This window comes from Streptomyces sp. NBC_00539, from assembly GCF_036346105.1.
In the GTDB taxonomy this organism is placed as follows: Bacteria; Actinomycetota; Actinomycetes; order Streptomycetales; family Streptomycetaceae; genus Streptomyces.
Map to the genome: position 1 here is coordinate 1,842,552 of NZ_CP107811.1, position 18,915 is coordinate 1,861,466.

13 protein-coding genes are annotated in these 18,915 nt (G+C 74.6%); 7 read left to right on the top strand and 6 right to left on the bottom strand.

What is annotated here, in order from left to right; translation table 11 throughout:
• Positions 1-499 precede the first annotated feature (499 nt).
• From OG861_RS07985 to meaB, 3 genes are read left to right on the top strand one after another with little or no spacing between them, the layout of a single operon-like run.
• Entirely contained in the window at positions 500-2,359 is a 1,860-nt protein-coding gene (locus tag OG861_RS07985; RefSeq protein WP_330261598.1) for a methylmalonyl-CoA mutase family protein, read from the top strand.
• Positions 2,356-4,548, top strand: coding sequence for a methylmalonyl-CoA mutase (gene scpA, locus OG861_RS07990; RefSeq protein WP_329199089.1), 2,193 nt, complete (start codon positions 2,356-2,358; stop codon positions 4,546-4,548). Before OG861_RS07985 ends, scpA begins: the two co-directional genes overlap by 4 nt.
• A 15-nt stretch (positions 4,549-4,563) precedes the next feature.
• A complete protein-coding gene (gene meaB / locus OG861_RS07995) occupies positions 4,564-5,550 on the top strand; it encodes a methylmalonyl Co-A mutase-associated GTPase MeaB (protein ID WP_330261599.1) in 987 nt (328 codons plus the stop codon).
• Between the two features lie 56 nt (positions 5,551-5,606).
• On the opposite strand, the gene OG861_RS08000 is transcribed toward meaB, so the two are convergent.
• Positions 5,607-6,608 (bottom strand): asparaginase, encoded by a 1,002-nt coding sequence (locus OG861_RS08000; RefSeq protein WP_329199085.1) that lies wholly within the window; start codon positions 6,606-6,608, stop codon positions 5,607-5,609.
• Positions 6,609-6,739: 131 nt separating this feature from the next.
• Here OG861_RS08000 and OG861_RS08005 point away from each other — a divergent pair, with 131 nt between their 5' ends.
• Positions 6,740-7,189, top strand: a complete 450-nt coding sequence (locus OG861_RS08005; protein ID WP_329199083.1) for an Lrp/AsnC family transcriptional regulator — start codon at positions 6,740-6,742, stop codon at positions 7,187-7,189.
• 46 nt (positions 7,190-7,235) lie between these two features.
• Here the strand turns inward: OG861_RS08005 and OG861_RS08010 are convergent, their stop codons facing one another.
• The 5 genes from OG861_RS08010 to OG861_RS08030 all read right to left on the bottom strand — a co-directional run bounded on the left by OG861_RS08010 (position 7,236) and on the right by OG861_RS08030 (position 15,722).
• Positions 7,236-10,553 (bottom strand): condensation domain-containing protein, encoded by a 3,318-nt coding sequence (locus OG861_RS08010; protein ID WP_330261966.1) that lies wholly within the window; start codon positions 10,551-10,553, stop codon positions 7,236-7,238.
• Positions 10,465-13,125 (bottom strand): condensation domain-containing protein, encoded by a 2,661-nt coding sequence (locus tag OG861_RS08015; RefSeq protein WP_330261600.1) that lies wholly within the window; start codon positions 13,123-13,125, stop codon positions 10,465-10,467. Before OG861_RS08015 ends, OG861_RS08010 begins: the two co-directional genes overlap by 89 nt.
• Before the next feature lie 170 nt (positions 13,126-13,295).
• Positions 13,296-14,012 carry a phosphatase PAP2 family protein gene (locus tag OG861_RS08020; protein ID WP_330261601.1) on the bottom strand — a complete coding sequence of 239 codons (717 nt, stop codon included), beginning with the start codon at positions 14,010-14,012 and terminating at the stop codon, positions 13,296-13,298.
• Entirely contained in the window at positions 14,009-14,644 is a 636-nt protein-coding gene (locus tag OG861_RS08025) for a phosphatase PAP2 family protein (protein ID WP_330261602.1), read from the bottom strand. Before OG861_RS08025 ends, OG861_RS08020 begins: the two co-directional genes overlap by 4 nt.
• 103 nt (positions 14,645-14,747) lie before the next feature.
• Positions 14,748-15,722 carry a hypothetical protein gene (locus OG861_RS08030; protein WP_330261603.1) on the bottom strand — a complete coding sequence of 325 codons (975 nt, stop codon included), beginning with the start codon at positions 15,720-15,722 and terminating at the stop codon, positions 14,748-14,750.
• A 177-nt stretch (positions 15,723-15,899) separates the two neighbouring features.
• On the opposite strand from OG861_RS08030, the gene OG861_RS08035 reads away from it, so the two are divergent.
• The 3 genes from OG861_RS08035 to OG861_RS08045 all read left to right on the top strand — a co-directional run bounded on the left by OG861_RS08035 (position 15,900) and on the right by OG861_RS08045 (position 18,832).
• Positions 15,900-16,187, top strand: coding sequence for a heavy-metal-associated domain-containing protein (locus OG861_RS08035; RefSeq protein WP_330261604.1), 288 nt, complete (start codon positions 15,900-15,902; stop codon positions 16,185-16,187).
• 101 nt (positions 16,188-16,288) lie between these two features.
• A complete protein-coding gene (locus tag OG861_RS08040) occupies positions 16,289-18,541 on the top strand; it encodes a heavy metal translocating P-type ATPase (RefSeq protein ID WP_330261605.1) in 2,253 nt (750 codons plus the stop codon).
• 9 nt (positions 18,542-18,550) lie between these two features.
• Complete coding sequence (locus OG861_RS08045) at positions 18,551-18,832, top strand: metal-sensitive transcriptional regulator (protein ID WP_329199070.1); 282 nt, start codon at positions 18,551-18,553, stop codon at positions 18,830-18,832.
• Positions 18,833-18,915 lie beyond the last annotated feature (83 nt).

Sequence of the window (18,915 nt, forward strand, 5' to 3'; positions counted from 1 at the left end):
CGTTCGGGCCGGGCGGACGCCTCGGGGGCGGCGCTCAGGCGCGGCGGGGGGCCGGACAGCGGCCCTGACACTCGCCCGGCGCGGTACAGCGGCCGGGGGTGTGGAGCCGCGGGGCGAGGAGCTCGTTCGCGGACATGTCCCGGAGCGTGGCAGCGGCCGGCTCGACGGTCAACCCCCGCCGAGCGACCCCGGAGCGGCCCGTCCCGCGCACCCCCATACCCCTGACCAGCACGTTCATCCCCCACCGCAGGGCACGCCGATCCCGCCGGAGCGGCCGGAAACGGTGGCCGGATTTCACACCTCTGCAACGCCCCCGCCACGCCGGCGCCCCGGACCCGGCGTGAACCAGGTGGTCCGGCCACTCGCCCCGGCCGCGCGGGCCGGCGGCGCGGGCCGGCGGCGCGGGCCGGCGGCGCGGGCCTGGGTGTCTGACCTGGGAGTGCGAGATCACATCCGGGGGTTATGGTCTCGATTGAGCGGCCCCCCTAGCATTCGAGCCATGACGGTCCTGCCTGACGACGGGCTCTCCCTGGCCGCCGAGTTTCCTGACGCGACACATGAGCAGTGGCAGCGCCTGGTTGAGGGCGTACTGCGCAAGTCGGGCAAGGAAGTCACCGGCGAGGCAGCTGAAGACGCTCTGTCCACGACGCTTGAGGACGGGCTCCGCACCCGCCCGCTGTACACCGCACGCCCCGGCGGGGACGCCACCGGTTTCCCCGGCTTCGCCCCCTTCGTACGCGGCGGCCGGCCCGAGGGCACCTCCGCCTCCGGCTGGGACGTGCGCCAGCGGCTCGCCGGGACCGATCCGGCGCGGGTCAACGAGGCCGCGCTGGCCGATCTGGAGAACGGCACCACCTCCCTGTGGCTGACCCTCGGCGAAGGCGGCTTCCCCGTCACCGGCCTCGGCCGCGCCCTTGAGGGGGTCTACCTCGACCTCGCCCCGGTCACCCTCGACGCCGGCGCCCAATACGCCGACGCCGCCCGCGCCTTGCTGGCCCTGTACGCCGAACGCGGGGTGGCCCCCGGGGCCGCCCGCGCCTGCCTGGGCGCCGACCCGCTGGGCCACGAGGCCCGTACCGGTGAACCGCTGGACCTCGCGGAAGCCGCCGCCCTCGCGGCCGGCACGGCCGACGCCTGGCCCCACGTACGGGCCCTGACCGTGGACGCCCTGCCCTACCACGAGGCCGGGGGCAGCGCCGCCGAGGAGCTGGGGCTGTCGCTGGCCACCGGCGTGGCGTACCTGCGCGCCCTCACGGAGGCCGGTCTCGGCCGGGCGGCGGCCCTCGGGCAGCTGGAGTTCCGCTACGCCGCCACCGCCGACCAGTTCCTGACCATCGCCAAGCTGCGCGCCGCGCGCCGCCTGTGGGCCCGCGTCGCCGAGGCCTGCGGGGCCCCGGAGGCGGGCACGCAGCACCAGCACGTGGTGACCTCGCCGGTGATGATGACCCGGCGCGACCCGTGGGTGAACATGCTGCGCACCACCGTCGCCTGCATGGCGGCGGGCGTGGCCGGCGCGGACGCCGTCACCGTGCTGCCCTTCGACCACGAGCTGGGCCTGCCGGACGCGTTCGCGCGCCGGATCGCCCGCAACACCTCCACCATCTTGCTGGAGGAGTCGTACCTGTCCCGGGTGATCGACCCGGCCGGCGGCTCGTACTACGTCGAGCAGCTCACCGATGAACTCGCCCACGCCGCCTGGGCCTTCTTCCAGACCATCGAGAAGGCCGGCGGCCAGGCGGCCGCCCTGCGCTCCGGTCTGGTCGCCGAACGGCTCGCCGCCACCTGGGCCGAGCGGTCCGAGAAGCTGGCCAAGCGCCGCGAACCCGTCACCGGCGTCAGCGAGTTCCCGCTGCTGTCGGAGAAGCCCGTCGTGCGGGAACCCGCACCCGCGGGACCCACGGGCGGTCTGCCGCGCGTGCGGCGCGACGAGGCGTACGAGGCGCTGCGCGCACGCAGCGACGCACACCTCGCCGCGACCGGCGCCCGGCCGAGGATCTTCCTCGCCGCGCTCGGCCCGGCGGCCGCGCACACCGCGCGCGCCACGTTCGCCGCGAACCTGTTCCAGGCGGGCGGCATCGAGCCGGTCCACGACCCGGTGTCCGTGGACCCGCAGACGGCGGCCGCGGCCTACGCCGCGAGCGGCGCGGACGGCATGGCGGTGCTGTGTTCCAGCGACGCGCTGTACGAGGAGCAGGCCGGGGCGGTGGCCGCGGCGCTGCGCTCGGCGGGCGCGACGACCGTGTTCCTCGCCGGGAAGCCCGGAACCGCCCAGGACGCAGTGGACGAGTACGTCTTCGCCGGCTGTGACGCCGTCGCCGTGCTGTCCTCCGTACTCGACCGGATGAAGGTGGCGTCTTGAGCACCGCGATCCCCGATTTCTCCGAACTCCCGCTGGACTCCGGGACGGCGCCGTCCGGTTCCGAGGAGCAGTGGCGGGCCGCCGTCAAGGAGTCCACCGGCACGGCGGCCGCGGACCTGCTGTGGGAGACGCCCGAGGGCATCGGCGTGAAGCCGCTGTACACCGGGGCCGACCTGGAGGGCCTGGACTTCCTGCGGACCTACCCGGGCGTGGCGCCGTACCTGCGCGGCCCGTACCCGACGATGTACGTCAACCAGCCCTGGACGATCCGCCAGTACGCCGGTTTCTCCACGGCGGAGGAGTCCAACGCCTTCTACCGGCGCAACCTCGCGGCCGGCCAGAAGGGCCTGTCGATCGCCTTCGACCTGCCCACGCACCGCGGCTACGACAGCGACCACCCGCGGGTGACGGGCGACGTCGGCATGGCGGGCGTGGCGATCGACTCGATCTACGACATGCGGCAGCTGTTCGACGGGATCCCGCTGGACAAGATGACGGTGTCGATGACGATGAACGGCGCGGTGCTGCCCGTCCTCGCGCTGTACATCGTGGCGGCGGAGGAGCAGGGCGTCTCCCCCGACAAGCTCGCCGGGACCATCCAGAACGACATCCTCAAAGAGTTCATGGTCCGCAACACCTACATCTATCCGCCGAAGCCCTCGATGCGGATCATCTCGGACATCTTCGCCTTCACCTCGCAGAACATGCCGAGGTACAACTCCATCTCGATCTCCGGCTACCACATCCAGGAAGCCGGGGCCACGGCCGACCTGGAGCTGGCGTACACCCTGGCGGACGGCGTGGAGTACCTGCGCGCCGGGCAGGCGGTGGGTCTGGACGTGGACGCGTTCGCACCGCGCCTGTCGTTCTTCTGGGCGATCGGCATGAACTTCTTCATGGAGGTCGCGAAGCTGCGCGCCGCGCGACTGCTGTGGGCGCGCCTGGTCAAGCAGTTCGACCCGAAGAACGCCAAGTCCCTGTCGCTGCGCACCCATTCGCAGACCTCCGGCTGGTCGCTGACCGCGCAGGACGTCTTCAACAACGTGACGCGCACCTGCGTCGAGGCAATGGCCGCGACCCAGGGGCACACCCAGTCGCTGCACACCAACGCCCTGGACGAGGCGCTCGCCCTGCCGACGGACTTCTCGGCGCGGATCGCGCGCAACACCCAGCTGCTGCTCCAGCAGGAGTCGGGTACCTGCCGGTCGATCGACCCGTGGGGCGGCAGCGCGTACGTCGAGAAGCTCACCTATGACCTCGCCCGGCGCGCCTGGCAGCACATCCAGGAGGTCGAGGCGGCCGGCGGTATGGCGCAGGCCATCGACGCGGGCATCCCGAAGCTGCGCGTGGAAGAGGCCGCGGCGCGCACGCAGGCGCGGATCGACTCGGGGCGGCAGCCGGTGATCGGCGTGAACAAGTACCGGGTGGAGAACGACGAGGCGATCGACGTCCTCAAGGTCGACAACTCCTCGGTGCGCAGCCAGCAGATCGAGAAGCTGCGGCGGCTGCGCGAGGAGCGGGACGAGGCGCGTACGCAGGACACGCTGCGGGCGCTGACGAACGCGGCCGGCAGCGGGGAGGGCAACCTGCTCGCGCTGGCGGTGGACGCGGCGCGCGCCAAGGCGACGGTCGGTGAGATCTCGGACGCACTGGAGAAGGTGTACGGGCGGCACGCGAGCCAGATCCGTACGATCTCGGGTGTGTACCGCACCGAAGCAGGCGAGTCCCCGTCCGTGGAGCGCACGCGTGCGCTCGTCGACCGGTTCGAGGAGGCCGAAGGCCGCCGTCCGCGCATCCTGGTCGCCAAGATGGGCCAGGACGGGCACGACCGCGGCCAGAAGGTGATCGCGACGGCCTTCGCCGACCTGGGCTTCGACGTGGACGTCGGCCCGCTGTTCCAGACCCCGGCGGAGGTGGCCCGCCAGGCCGTCGAGGCGGACGTCCACGTGGTGGGCGTATCGTCGCTGGCGGCCGGTCACCTGACCCTCGTACCGGCGCTGCGCGAGCAGTTGGCGGAGGAGGGCCGCGAGGACATCATGATCGTGGTGGGCGGGGTGATCCCGCCGGCGGACGTCCCGACGCTGCTGGAGATGGGCGCGACGGCGGTCTTCCCGCCGGGCACGGTGATCCCGGACGCGGCGCACGACCTGGTGACGCGGCTGGCCGCGGACCTCGGTCACGAGCTGTAGGGGCGGCGCGAGACGATGGCTCCGAAGATCGACGTCGAGGCCTACGCCAAGGGGGTGCTCGACGGGAAGCGCGCGTTCATCGCGCGTGCCATCACCCTCGTCGAGTCCACCCTGCCCGCCCACCGGGGCTTGGCACAGGCGCTGTCGACGGAGCTGCTGCCACACGCGGGGCGCGCCCGGCGGATCGGCATCAGCGGGGTGCCGGGCGTCGGCAAGTCGACGTTCATCGACGCGTTCGGGACGATGCTGACGGGCCTGGGCCACAAGGTGGCGGTCCTGGCCGTCGACCCCTCGTCGACGCGGACGGGCGGCTCGATCCTGGGCGACAAGACCCGGATGGAGCGGCTCGCCGTGGACCCGGCGGCCTTCGTGCGGCCCTCGCCGTCGGCGGGGACACTGGGCGGGGTCGCCAAGGCGACGCGCGAGTCGATGATCGTGATGGAGGCGGCGGGCTACGACGTGGTCCTCGTCGAGACCGTCGGCGTGGGCCAGTCGGAGACGACGGTCGCGGGGATGGTCGACTCGTTCCTGCTGCTGTCGCTGGCCCGTACGGGCGACCAGTTGCAGGGCATCAAGAAGGGCGTCCTGGAACTGGCGGACGTCCTGGCGGTCAACAAGGCGGACGGCCCGCACGAGCGCGACGCGAAGGCGGCGGCGCGCGAACTGTCGGGCGCGCTGCGGCTGATGCACCCGGCCGACGCGGCGTGGACCCCGCCGGTCCTGACGTGCAGCGCCCGCGAGTCGGCGGGCCTGGACGAGGTCTGGAACCGGCTCGAACAGCACCGCCGGCTGCTGGACGCGGGGGGCCGCCTCGCCGCCAAGCGGGCGGCGCAGCAGGTCGAGTGGACGTGGTCCATGGTCCGGGAGGAGCTGCTGGAGCGGCTGCGCGCCGACCCGGCGGTACGGGCCCTCGCGCCCGGCCTCGAAGCGGCGGTCCGGGAGGGCACCGTGACCCCCACGCTGGCGGCGGACCGGATCCTGGGCGCCTTCGGGGGGCTCTGAGCCGCAGGGCTCGGGGCCTGAGCCCGGATCCCGTGCGGGCCCGGGCCCCCGGCGGGTCAGGCTCCGACCAGGACCGGGTCGCCCGAGGACAGTGCCGCCCGCAGCACCCGGGACTGCTCGGCCGGGTCGTCGGTGGCGAGCAGAGCGGACAGGACCGCGATCCGGGCCTGTCCCGCGCGCAGGGTGCCCGTCGGCACGGCTCCGGCGGCGACGAGGTCGACCGCGCCGCCGTGCGTGTAGATCTCCGTGACCGGGCCTGCCGCCACGCGCGTGGTGAGCGCGACGAGGACCCCGCGGGCGACGGCGGCGGCGACGGCGTCCACGATTTCCGGCGTGGCGTTGCCGGCGCCCGTCCCGATCAGGACGATCCCGCGCGCCCCCGCCTCAACGGCGGCGTTCAGCAGCGTCGCGTCACCGTCGGCGTGGTGCATGACCATGTCCACGCGCGGCGGGAGTTCCGGCATCGCGGGCAGTGCGAGCGGGGCCGGTCGCTGCGGGGTGCGCAGTACGGTGACCTTCCCGAAGCCGACCTTGCCGAGCAGTTCCTTCGAGGGGTCCGCGAACGCGTCCAGGGCCACGGCCTGCGTCTTCACGGTGCCGCGGGCGGCGTGCACCCGGCCGGCGAAGGCGACAAGTACGCCGAGCCCGCGCGTGGTGGCGGCGGTCAGCAGCGCGTCGTAGAGGTTGCCGGGGCCGTCGCCGTCGGCGGAGCCCATGGGCAGCTGCGAGCCGGTGAAGACCACGGTGCGGGGGTCGTGGTGGTGCAGGTCGAGCAGGAAGGCCGACTCCTCCAGGGTGTCGGTGCCGTGCGTGACGACGACGCCCTCCACGTCCGGGTCGGCCAGCACCTCGTGGACCGTGCGCAGCAGGGTGAGCTGGTGGGCGGTGGTCAGCCGGGGGCTGTTCACGCTGAACAGGTCGACCACCTCGACGGTGACGCCCTCGGGCAGGGGCGCGGTGGCGATCACCTCGCTGCCGTCGGCGTCGGCGGCGAACCCGGAACCCTGCCAGCGGCTGGCTATCGTCCCGCCGGTGCTGATGACGACGACGCGTCCCATCCCTTGCCCCACCTTCTCTCGTACGACGTCCGCACAGATTTGCTACAACCGGCAATGATAGAGAGATCTACGCGCAATGCGATTGCCGATTGCGGCACGATGGTCGCGAACGCTTGGGTGATAATTGCGTGATGGACGCCATTGACCGGGAAATCTTGCGCGAGCTCCAGCGCGACGGCCGCCTCAGCAACCAGGAGCTGGCCCAGCGCGTGGGCCTGACCCCCTCCCCCTGCATGCGCCGGGTGCGGCAGCTGGAACAGGACGGGGTGATCCAGGGCTACCGCGCGGTGATCGACCCCGAGGCCGTCGGCCGGGGCTTCGAGGTGCTGGTCTCGGTCGAAGTCCGCCGCGACCGCGCCGCCGTGGAGGCCTTCGAAGCCGCGCTCCAGGACATCCCCGACGTCATCGAGGCCTACCGCCTCTTCGGCAGCCCCGGCTGCCTGCTGCGCATCGCGGTGGCGGACCTGCGGGCGTACGAGCGCCTGTGGATCGAGCAGCTCACGGCCCTGTCGGGGGTCACCGAGGTCAACTCGCAGATCATCATGAAGCGGATCAAGGAACCGACCGGCCTGCCGGTGTAGCAGGGACCGGCCCCCGTCCCGTCAGCCCGCGGCGGCCCCGTCCGCGTCAGCCCGCGGCGGCCCGCGTCCGCACCACCCCCACGTCCACCGCGTCCACCGGCACCCGCGGATCGGACCGCACCTGGGCCAGCACTCCGGCGAAGGACGCGGCGAGCGCCTCCACCGTGCTGCGCTCGTAGGAGTCGGAGCGGAAGTCGAGGGTGAACCGCGTACCGGCCCCGGCGACGCGCAGCGTCAGCGGGTACGGGGAACACCCCGTGGAGCGGACGCCCTTGAGGGTGATGCCCGCCGAGGTGGCGGCCCCGCACGAGCCGTCCGGACCGTACGGGCCGTCCGGGCACGCTTCGTGGACCACCAGCGAGTCGAACGGCCTCGCCGGGCCCTCGCCCGGGTGGCGGTCCAGCGCCCGCACGAGCTGCGCCACCGTGTCGCCCCGTGCGTAGCGGACCCGTACCGCGACGGTGCGGGCGAACAGGCCGACCGGTTCCCGGGCGCCGGGCGGTTCGGTCGGCCGACCGGTCTCGCTCACGCCGAACACCACGTCGCGGCGGCCGGCCAGCCGGGCGAGCAGGATCGCCCAGGCGCCCCGCACCAGCGTGTCCGGGGCGATCCCCAGCTCCGCGGCGCGCCGGGACAGCCCCAGCGCGTCGCCCGCCGCCACCTCGACCTCGACCCGGCCGGTCCCGGCCCCGTCCGCAGGCCCGGCGGCCAGGGGGGCGGCCTGGGCCGGGGCGTGCGCCTCCCCCCGCAGCGGCCCGAGCCCGTGCAGGTGGTCCCCGCGGCCCGGCGCGGCCGCGAGCAGCGAGGCGTCCCCGCCGACGCCGTAGAGCCGGGCCAGGTCCTTCATCAGCACCGCTGCCGACCGGTCGTCGAACAGCGCGGGGTGCGCGGTGACCACGAGGTGCGCGCGGTCCCCGAGGCCGATCAGGGCGAGCCGGACCAGTGGCGGGGCGAGCGGGTCGAAGCGGGCGGCGCGCTCGGCGGCGAGGAGCCGCCCGCTCTCCGCGTCACGGACGGCCTCGTCGGCTCCCGCCAGGTCGAGGTGCCGCCAGGGCAGCGGCACGTCCTCGGGGACGATCCGCACGAGGTCGCCGCCGGCGGCCGTGACGAACCCCGCCCGCAGGTTGGGGTGGCGGACCGCCAGGGCCTGCCCGGCGGCCCGCATCCGTACGGGGTCCACCCGGCCTTCCACCGGGATGACGAACTGCACGGGGTGGACGGCGGGCGGGGACCCGGCCGGGCCGGCGGGACGCAGGAGGGCCGACTGGGCGGCGGATACCGGCCACACCTCGGCCAGCCGCCCGTAGCGGGCCTCCCACTCCTCGATCTCCGCCTGCGCCACCGTCACCAGCGGCACGTCCGAGGGCGTCAGGCCACCGGCACCCGGCCGCCGGGCGTCGCGGGCCAGGCCGGTGAGCGCGGTGACCCAGAGGCCGGCCAGCTCCGACACCTCCGCCTCGGACAGCACGCCCGCCGGGAAGCCGAAGGAAGCGGTGAGTTCGCTGCCCGCCCCGCCTTCGGTCGCCCGGGCTTCGATCTCCAGCGCCGAGGGCGCCGGCGCCTGCCCGTCCGGCGCCGGAACCCGCTCCTGCCCGTCGGCGGCCGGTAGCCAGCCGAGGCCCCGCAGACCGACCGGCATGTCGCCCTCGCCGAAGCGGCGCAGGAACCCGAAGCCGATCTGCGGCTCCGGGTACGCCGCCAGTTCGGGGGCGGTCCCCGGGTTGAGGTGGCGCAGCAGCCCGTAGCCGAGTCCCTCGCCCGGGACGGCGCGCAGCTGCTCCTTGACGGTCTTGAGGGCGAGCCCGGCGGCGGGGCCCCCGGCGAGTGCCTCGTCCAGGTCGATGCCGCCGACGTCCAGGCGTACGGGGAACGCGGCGGCGAACGGGCCGAGGGTCCGGTCCGGATCGGCGCCCGCCGCCGCGTCGAGGTTGCGGCCGTGGCCTTCGAGGCGGATCAGGGAGGAGGTCTGCGCACCGCCCCGGCCCCGGCGCCATTGGGCCAGCGCCACGGTCAGGGCGGTGAGCAGTACGTCCTCGGCCCGGCAGCGGAAGGCGGCGGGGACGGTGGTCAGCACGGGTTCCCCCACCGCCGCCGGGACCCGTACCCGTACGGTCTCCATGGTGGCCGTCACGTCCACGGCGGGGTCGGGACGGCGGCTGCCGAGGACGGCGTCCGGAGCCGCGAGGACCTCCCGCCAGGCCGGCAGCTCGGCGACCTGCTCCGGACGGGCCGCCTGTCGTTGCCGTGCGTGCGCCCAGCGGCTCACGGAGGCTCCCGCCCGGGGCAGCGCGGCGCGCCCGCACCGGGCCCGGGCCCAGGCGTCGGCCAGGTCGGGCAGCAGGATCCGCCAGGACGCGGCGTCGGCGACGAGCCGGTGCAGGACGACCAGCAGCCGTCCGGTGCCGCCCCGCCCCACGGCGCTGCGATCGAACCACACGAACTGGGCCATCACCCCGGCGGCCGGGTCCAGCCGGCCGGCGGCCGCGTCCAGTTCGGCGGCGATGAGGTCTTCGTCCCACGGGCCGCCGCACGGGATCCGGCGCACCAGCGTGGCCGGGCCCACGAGATGGACGGGCTCGATCCGCAGCCCGGGTTCCGGGTACTGCACCAACCGGGTGCGCAGCACGTCGTGGCGGTCCAGGACCGCCCCGAGGGCCGCCATCAGGGTCGACCGGTCGGTCTCCAGGGGGAGTTCGAGCAACTGCGCCCGCGCGGACCGGTCCGTGACGCCGCCCCGGCCCAGCAGTTGCCGGGCCGCGGGGAGCAGCGGCATCCAGCCGGTGCCGTCGCCCTCCGGTTCGGCGGGCTCCGGGGTGTCGCGGGTCCGTCCGGCGGCGACCACCGCCAGGTCGGCCACGGTGCGGTGCTCGAATATGTCCTTCGGGGTCACGTCGGCGCCCCGGGAGCGGGCCCGGGCGGCGGCCTGGACGGAGCGGATGCTGTCACCGCCGGCCAGGAAGAAGTCCTCGTCCACGCCGACCCGTTGCAGGCCGAGCACCTCCCCGACCGCCTCTGCGAGCACCTCCTCCGTGGCGGTGCGCGGGGCGCGGTGGACGCGGTCGGCGAGGTCGGGTGCGGGCAGCGCCGCCCGGTCCAGCGTGCCGTCCGCCGTCAACGGCATCCGGTCGAGCACCGTGAAGGAGGCCGGCACCAGGTGGTCGGGCAGCCGCGCGCAGACGAAGCGCCGCAGCTCGGCCCCGTACCCGCCGCCGACGCCGTCCTCGCCGCCGCCGAGTACGACGTAGGCCACCGGGCAGGGGCTGCCGCCGCGGCCCTCACCGGCGACGACCACGGCCTGGGAGACGGCCGGATGGGCCGTCAGCGCGCCCTCCACCAGAGCCGCTTCGATGCGCAGCCCGCGCACGGTGACCTGCGCCGCGGCGGGGCCGAGGACCTCCAGCCGGCCGTCTGCGCCCCATCGCGCCAGGTCGCCCGTCCGGCACATCCGGCCACCGGCCGGGCCGAAGGGGTCCGCGACGAACCGCTGCGCCGTCGCGCCGGGCCGCCCGGCGTGGCCGCGGCCGACGTCGCCGGCGCCGGCGCCGGCAGCCGGCGCCGGCGCCGGCGACGTACAGTGCGCCGACCGCCCCCGGCGGCACGGGCGCCAGACCCGGCCCGAGTACGTAGGTCCGTACGCCGGTGGCGTCCGGGCCGTGCTCGGGGAACTCCGGGAGGCAGAAGGCGTCAGCCCGGCCGTAGGCGTCGACCACCCGTACACCGGGAACGGCCGCCCGGGCCCGGTCCGCGAGCCACGCGGGCAGCGGCTCTCCGGTGAAGACCAGCGCGCGTACGCCGGTCCCGGGCGGGATCCGGTCCGCCAGGGCGGCGAACGCGTACGGGGTCGTACTGATCACCTGCGCGGGGCGGCCACGGGACTGTGTCAACGCCTGCTCCGCATCGGTGAGTTCGACGCTGCCTCCGGCGCAGAGCGGGGTGAGGATCTCGTACGCCGACGCGTCGGAGCCGGACCGGGACCCGGCGAGCATCCGCCGGCCGGCGAGGACACCGAGGCGCCGGGTCAGCCTGCGGACGCCGTCGGCCAGGTTCCGGTGGGTGACGACGAGCCCACCGGGCTCTCGGGCTCCGTACAGCACGCAGGCCAGGTGGTCGGGGAGCGGGCCGGCGCCCCGGACCGGGCCTCCGGCAGCCCCGTCGCCGATGTCCTCCACGCACAGCAGCGGGACGTCGCCGCAGGGCAGGGTGGCCGCGGTGGCGGAGCCGGTCAGGATCAGCACCGGGCGCGCGTCGGCGAGTACGGCGTCGAGCGGCGGCGCGCCGGCCCGGTCGGGATCCAGCGGCAGGCAGCCCGCGCCGGACTTGAGGACGGCGAGCAGGCCGACGACGTGCGCGGCGCTCCGGGGCAGCGCGAGCCCGACGAGGCTCTCGGGACCGGCGCCCCGCCGGATCAGCTCCCGCGCCACCTGGTCGGCCCGGGCGTCCAGTTGCCCGTAGGTGAGGGAGCGGTCCGCATCGAGGACGGCCACGGCGTCCGGAGTGGCCCGCGCCTGACGCGCGAAGAGCGCGACGACCGTCTCCCCGGGCCCCGCGGCGGCCGTCTCCCCGGGCCCCGCGGCGGCCGTGCCGCCGGCCGGCCCCAGCAGCCGTTCGCGCTCGTCGTCGTCGAGGACGTCCACGGCGCCGACCCGGACGCCCGGGTCCGCCACGATCCGGCGCAGCACGCGCAGGAACCGGGCGGCGAGCCCCTCGATCGTGCCGCGGTCGAAGAGGTCGGTGGCGTAGGAGAGGCGGACCCGCGCTCCCCCGGCCGGGTCCGGGACGATGAGGAAGGACAGGTCGCAGGTGGCGGCGGCGGTGCAGGCGGGCTCGAAGGCGACCCGGAGGCCGGGGACCTCGATCTCGGGCGGGGCGGGCTGCCAGGCGCACCGCACCTGGAACAGCGGGTGGTAGGCGGTGGAACGCTCGGGGGCGATGAGCTCCACCAGCCGCTCGAACGGCACGTCGTGCAGGTCGTACGCGTTCAGCGCCTTGGTGGCGGCCGTCCCGAGGAGGTCCGAGAAGGAGGGGTTGCGGGTCAGGTCCAGCCGTAGCACCCAGGTGTTGACGAAGAAGCCGACGAGGTCGGCGAAGGCTTCCTCGGTGCGGTCGGTGACGGGGCAGCCGATCGTGAGGTCGTCGCCCGCGCCCAGCCGGTGCAGCAGCACGGCCAGGGCGGACTGCATCGTCACCGGCACCGTCGCGCCGTGGCCGGCGGCCAGCTCCTCGATCCCGGACAGCAGCTTCGGCTCGATCGTGAACTCGTACAGGTCACCGCGGTAACTCGCCGCCGGGGGACGCGGGCGGTCGGTGGGCAGCGCCGACGGCTGGGGGACGCCCGCCAGTTCCTCGCGCCAGCAGGACACCTGGGCCGCCGCGAGGCCGGCGGGGTCGTCCTCCTCGCCCAGCAGGTGGCGCTGCCACACCGTGTAGTCCTGGTACTGCACGGGCAGTTCCCCCTGCCCGGGTGCGCGTCCCGCGCGCCGCGCCCCGTAGGCGGCGAACAGGTCGCGCGCGAGGGGCCTGCCCGACTCGTCGTCGCAGGCGATGTGGTGGGCGACCAGCACCAGCAGGTGCTCCTCGGGTGAGCACCTGAGCACGCTCGCCCGTACGGGGATCTCCGCCGTGAGGTCGAACGGATAGGACACGGCGCGCGCCACGGCGGTCGGCACCTCCTCGGGCGCCACGTCGGTCACCGGCACGGACAGCGGCACGCCGGCCGGCGGCACGATGCGCTGGAACGCGTCGCCGTGCTCGTCCTCGACGAACAGCGTGCGCAGGCTCTCGTGCCGGGCCACCAGGTCCCGTACGGCCGCCTCCAGCGCGTCCGTGTCCAGTTCGCCCCGCAGGCGCAGGACGAAGGGCACGTTGTAGGTGGCCGAGGGGCCTTGGAGCCGGTGGAGGAACCACAGGCGGCGCTGGGCGAACGACAGGGGGATCATCTCCGACCCCGGGGGCGGCGTCCGGTGTGCGCTTGCCGGGTGACCGGATCGTTCGTGGTGCCGATGTCAGACATCCCGCCCCATCCCCACGGCCGACCGGCCGTGTCCGCGTGTCGTCGCGATGCCTCGCCGGTCGCCCGGGAGGTGCTCGGAACCTTCTGACGGGCAGGTTAGGGAAGGGCGCCGTATCGACCCGCTGAGCGGCGCTCGAACTTCGGACGAGGCCCACTGGGAAGTGCCTGCAAGGGGCGCGTCCCCGTCCGCGCGGCATGCGCGAGCGCGGCGTGGCCCGCCGCGAGCCAGGTGAGGGCGTACAGCCATCCCCCGAGGACGTCGCTGGGCCAGTGCACGCCGAGGTAGATCCGGCTGAGTCCGACGGCCACCGCCCAGCAGACGAGCAGTGCCGTGCCGGTGCGGGCGACAGCGGGGCGGGTGGTGCGGTACAGGGCCCAGGACAGCAGCCCGGCCACGAGGGCGGAGGTGGTGGTGTGGCCGGAGGGGAAGGCGTAACCGGCGGCGGTGGTCGCCCAGTCGGCCGTGGCGGGGCGCGGCCGGTGGACCAGGAAGAGCGCGGCGTAGCGGGTGGCCTGGGCGAGGAGGAGGAAGAGGAGCGCGGCGGGCACGGCCAGCCGCCGCTCCCGCGCGTCGCGGCCCGCGATCATTCCGGCCGCCACCGCGCCCAGGTAGGGCAGGGGCCAGGTACCGGTCGCGGTGAGGAGGCGGGCGCAGTCGGCGGCCCAGGGGGGCCGGTGGCGTACGGACCAGACGTGCAGGCTCCGGTCGAGGGGGAACGGGAGGCCGTGCCGGACGGCGACGGTGACGGCGAGCAGGGCGAAGAGCGCGGCGCACACGGCTGCCGTCCCCGCCGCCGCCACCGCTCGGGTCACCTCGGCGCGACCAACGGCCGCAGCCGGGTGGCGCGGGCCCGCTCCACCAGGGGGGCGCCGCGTCGGGCCGCGACGGTCAGGCACCAGCCCACGGCGGCGCCGACCACCAGGCCGAGCACCGCGTCGTGGGGGTAGTGGGCGCCGACCCAGACCCGGGACAGCGCCATCAGGAGGGCGGCCAGGGCGGCGAGGGCGCCGATGCCCCGGTCGACGAGCCAGAGCGCGGCCGCCGCGGCGGCCGCGAGGGCGGCGTGGTTGCTGGGGAAGGACCAGTCGTCCGGGCCGGGGCACGCCTCCAACGTGACGGTGTGCAGGGTCCGGCAGGGGCGCTGTTCCCGGACCAAGGCCTTGATCAGGGCGTTGGCCGCGTAGGCGAGGACGACGACCACCGGCGCGGCCAGTGCCATCGCCAGGCGCGGGGCGTCCCCGGGCCGGGCGCGCCACCAGGCGGCCAGCATGAGTACGGCGAACAGGCCCAGGCCGTACGCCGACCAGTGCGAGACCAGCGCGTCGAACCAACCCGGCGACCGGCCGGCGAGCCCGGTGACACGGGTGTACAGGCGGCCGTCGAGGGAGGCTCCGTCGAGGGCGGGAAGTGCGCTCGGGGCGGGGACGTGTGCGGGAAGGGTCATGGATCGCCGCTCCCTACTACGGGTGACGTAGACGGTTCACGTCACTGTAGGAGACGGCGGTCCGTTGCGCAGGCGAGGCGTAGGCCAGGCGGCGCACCGGGGGTCAGTGGGAGTGCTCCTCGGGCGCTTCGGGCTCCCGGGGCGCTTCCGGAGCGGCCGGAGTCGCCGGAGCGGGGGGAGCCGCCTGGCCGCCGGCCCGCACCGTGAAGGCGGCGGTGTGGACCTTGCCCTGGTGCTGGAAGTCCAGGAAGAGCCGGTAGGCGCCCGCGCTGGGGGCCGTGGCCGTGAACGAGACGTCCGGCCCGGGGCCGCCGGCGTTCGGGTGGACGTGGAGGTAGGCCAGGTCTCCGTCGCGCAGGGCGACGAGGTGGCCGTAGGCGCCGAGGTAGGGCTCCAGGTCGGTGACCGGCTTGCCCTCCTTGCTGACGGTGAGCCTCAGCTCCCCCGCCTTCCCCGGGTCCAGCGTGCCTGCCAGCGCCACCTGGTAGCCGTCCACCTCGGCGGTGGGCGCGACCGGGGGCAGCGGGGCGGGGGCGTACGGGCCGGGCACGGACACGTCCGCTCCGAGGGTGACGCCCTTGGCGCCGGCGGCGGGGGTGAAGTCCGCGAAGACCTTGTAGGCGCCGGGCGCCGGCAGGTCGACGGGGGTCGACCAGGTGCCGTCCTCGGCGCGTACCGGGTGCAGGTGCCGGTAGACCGTCAGGTCGCGCGAGGCGACGATGAAGTGCAGCTCCTTGCCGTGTTCCGTCTTGAACGCGGTGACCTTGCGGCCTTCGCGGTCCTTGACGGAGAACCTCAGCTCCCCCGCCCCGGGCGCGACCTGCCGGGTGTCGAGGGCGAGCGTGTAGCCGCCCTCCGAGATCTGCAGCCCTCCCGCCGCCGGCCCTTGGGCCGCCACCTCCTCATGGCCCGCGTGCCCGCCTCCGGCGGCGGGCGCAGCGGCCTGCGCCGCATGGGCGGCGTGCTCCGTGGACGCGGGGGCACTCACGGGACCGACCCCCTTGCCGACCCCGTACGCGGCTCCGAAGGCCGCGGCGAGCGCGGCGGCATAAGCGGTGATCCTCACTCCGGTGTTCATGGCTGATCTCCCGTACGACGTGGGCCCGCGTTCGGCGGTTCGATGCACTTCACCATACCCCTGGGGGGTATCAAGTCAAGTCGGATCGGACCTTGCGCCGGATACCCATGGGGGGTATACCTGGAAGCCGACAGGGATACCCCCACAGGGTATCTCCGACCGACGAAGGAGAGATCCATGTCTTCCTGCTGCACCCCCGAAGGCAGCTGCGGCACCGGCGCCGCGCAGACGGCCGTCGCCATCGCCGACAGCACCGCCACGACCTACCGCGTCTCCGGCATGACCTGCGGCCACTGCAAGAGCGCCATCACCGCCTCGGTGAGCGCGCTCGACGGCGTCCTGTCCGTAGAGGTCGACGTGGACGGCGGCCTGGTCACCGTGACCACGGCCGGCGAGCCCGACGACGCGGCGGTCTCCGCCGCGATCGACGACGCCGGCTACGAGCTCATGGGCCGGGCCGCCTGACACCCGCCCGGCCCGGCCGCCGGGGCCCGCCGCCGCACCCTGCGCCATCCGCCCGGCCCCGGGCCCCGGCCCCCACCCCGCTCGAACGAGGAGCAGTTCTCATGACCACCACCACAGCCGGCGCCGCCCAGGTCGAGCTCGCCATCGGCGGCATGACCTGCGCCTCGTGCGCGGCCCGCATCGAGAAGAAGCTCAACCGCATGGACGGGGTCGAGGCCACCGTCAACTACGCCACCGAGAAGGCGAAGGTCACCTTCGACGCCGACATCTCCGTGGCGGACCTGATCGCCGCCGTCGAAGCCACCGGCTACACCGCCCGGGAGCCCGTCAAGGCCCCCGAGAACGGCGGCCCCGAGGCGCCCGCGCAGGAGACCGACGAACTGCTCCCGCTGCGCCAACGACTGGTCGCCGCCGTCTGCCTGGCCGTGCCGGTCGTCGCGCTGGCCATGGTCCCGGCCTTCCAGTTCGAGTACTGGCAGTGGCTCTCCCTGACCCTGGCCGCGCCCGTGGTCACGTACGCCGCCTGGCCCTTCCACCGCGCCGCGTGGACCAACGCCCGGCACGGCGCCGCCACGATGGACACGCTGATCTCGGTGGGTACCACGGCCGCGTTCCTGTGGTCGCTGTGGGCGCTGTTCTTCGGCAGTGCCGGGACACCCGGCATGACGCACGCCTTCGAGTTCACCATCGCCCGCACCGACGGCGCCGGGAACATCTACCTGGAGGCGGCGGCCGGAGTCACCGCCTTCATCCTGGCCGGCCGGTACTTCGAGGCCCGCTCCAAGCGCAAGGCTGGCGCCGCGCTCAAGGCGCTGCTGGAACTGGGCGCCAAGGAGGTGACGGTGCTGCGCGGCGGCCGCGAGGTCACCGTCCCCACCGCCGAACTGCAGGCCGGCGACCGCTTCCTGGTCCGCCCCGGCGAGAAGATCGCCACCGACGGCACCGTGGTGGAGGGCTCCTCCGCCGTGGACGCCTCCATGCTCACCGGTGAGTCCGTGCCCGTCGAGGTCGGGGTCGGGGACCCCGTCACCGGCGCCACCCTCAACGCGGGCGGACGGCTGGTCGTCGAGGCCACCCGGGTCGGCGCCGACACCCAACTGGCCCGGATGGCCAAGCTGGTGGAGGACGCCCAGAACGGCAAGGCCGCCGCCCAGCGCCTCGCCGACAAGATCTCCGCCGTGTTCGTACCGGTCGTCATCGCCCTGGCGCTGGCCACCCTCGGCTTCTGGCTCGGCTCCGGCTCGGGGCTCACCGCCGCGTTCACCGCCGCCGTCGCCGTACTGATCATCGCCTGCCCGTGCGCCCTGGGCCTGGCCACCCCGACCGCGCTGATGGTCGGCACCGGCCGGGGCGCCCAGCTCGGCATCCTGATCAAGGGCCCCGAGGTCCTGGAGACCACCCGCAAGGTGGACACGATCGTCCTGGACAAGACCGGCACCGTCACCACCGGCAAGATGACCCTGCTCGCGGTGCACACCGCCGAGGGCACCGCCGAGAACGACGTACTGCGCCTGGCGGGCGCACTGGAGCACGCCTCCGAGCACCCGATCGCGCAGGCCGTGGCCTCCGGCGCGGCAGCCCGGGTGGGCGCCCTGCCCGCCCCCGAGGACTTCGCCAACATCCCCGGCCTCGGCGTCCAGGGCGTCGTGGACGGGCACGCCGTGCTCGTCGGCCGCGAGAAGCTGCTGACCGAGTGGGCGATGGTCCTGCCGGCCCACCTGGAGCGCGCCAAGGCCGCGGCCGAAGCCGCGGGCCGTACCGCGATCGCCGTCGCCTGGGACGGGGAGGCCCGCGCGGTCCTGGAGGTCGCCGACGCCGTCAAGGACACCAGCGCCGAGGCGATCAGGCGGCTGCGCGCCCTCGGGCTCACCCCGATCCTGCTCACCGGCGACAACGAGGCGGTGGCCGAAGCCGTCGCGGCGGAGGTCGGCATCGACGAGGTCATCGCGGAGGTCATGCCGCAGGACAAGGTCGACGTCGTCAAGCGGCTCCAGGCCGAGGGCCGCAGCGTGGCCATGGTCGGCGACGGCGTCAACGACGCGGCCGCCCTCGCCCAGGCCGACCTGGGCCTCGCGATGGGAACCGGCACGGACGCCGCGATCGAGGCGGGCGACCTGACCCTGGTGCGCGGGGACCTGCGGGCCGCCGCCGACGCCATCCGCCTCGCCCGCAAGACGCTCGGCACCATCCGCTCGAACCTGTTCTGGGCCTTCGCCTACAACGTGGCCGCCCTGCCGCTCGCCGCGGCCGGACTGCTCAATCCGATGATCGCCGGAGCGGCCATGGCCTTCTCCTCCGTCTTCGTCGTCGGCAACAGCCTGCGTCTGCGCGGCTTCCGGGCCGCCGACAACTGAGGAGTCCCCGTGGCCGGTTACTCAGCACACAAGGAAGACGTCATCAGACGCCTGCGGCGGATCGAGGGCCAGGTCCGCGGGGTGCAGCGGATGGTGGACGACGACGTCTACTGCATCGAGGTACTGACCCAGGTGTCCGCGATCAACGCCGCACTCCAGTCCTGCGCGGTGACGCTGCTGGACGAACACCTCGCCTGCTGCGTCACCGAGGCCATCGCGCAGGGCGGCGACGACGCGAAGGTCAAGGTCGGCGAGGCCACCAAGGCGATCGCCCGGCTGATCCGCACCTGATCCGGACACGACGAACTGCCCTTCCGTGGAGCCGACTTCACGGGAGGGCAGTTCGCCGTTCCCGCTCCCCCGCGACGCCCGCC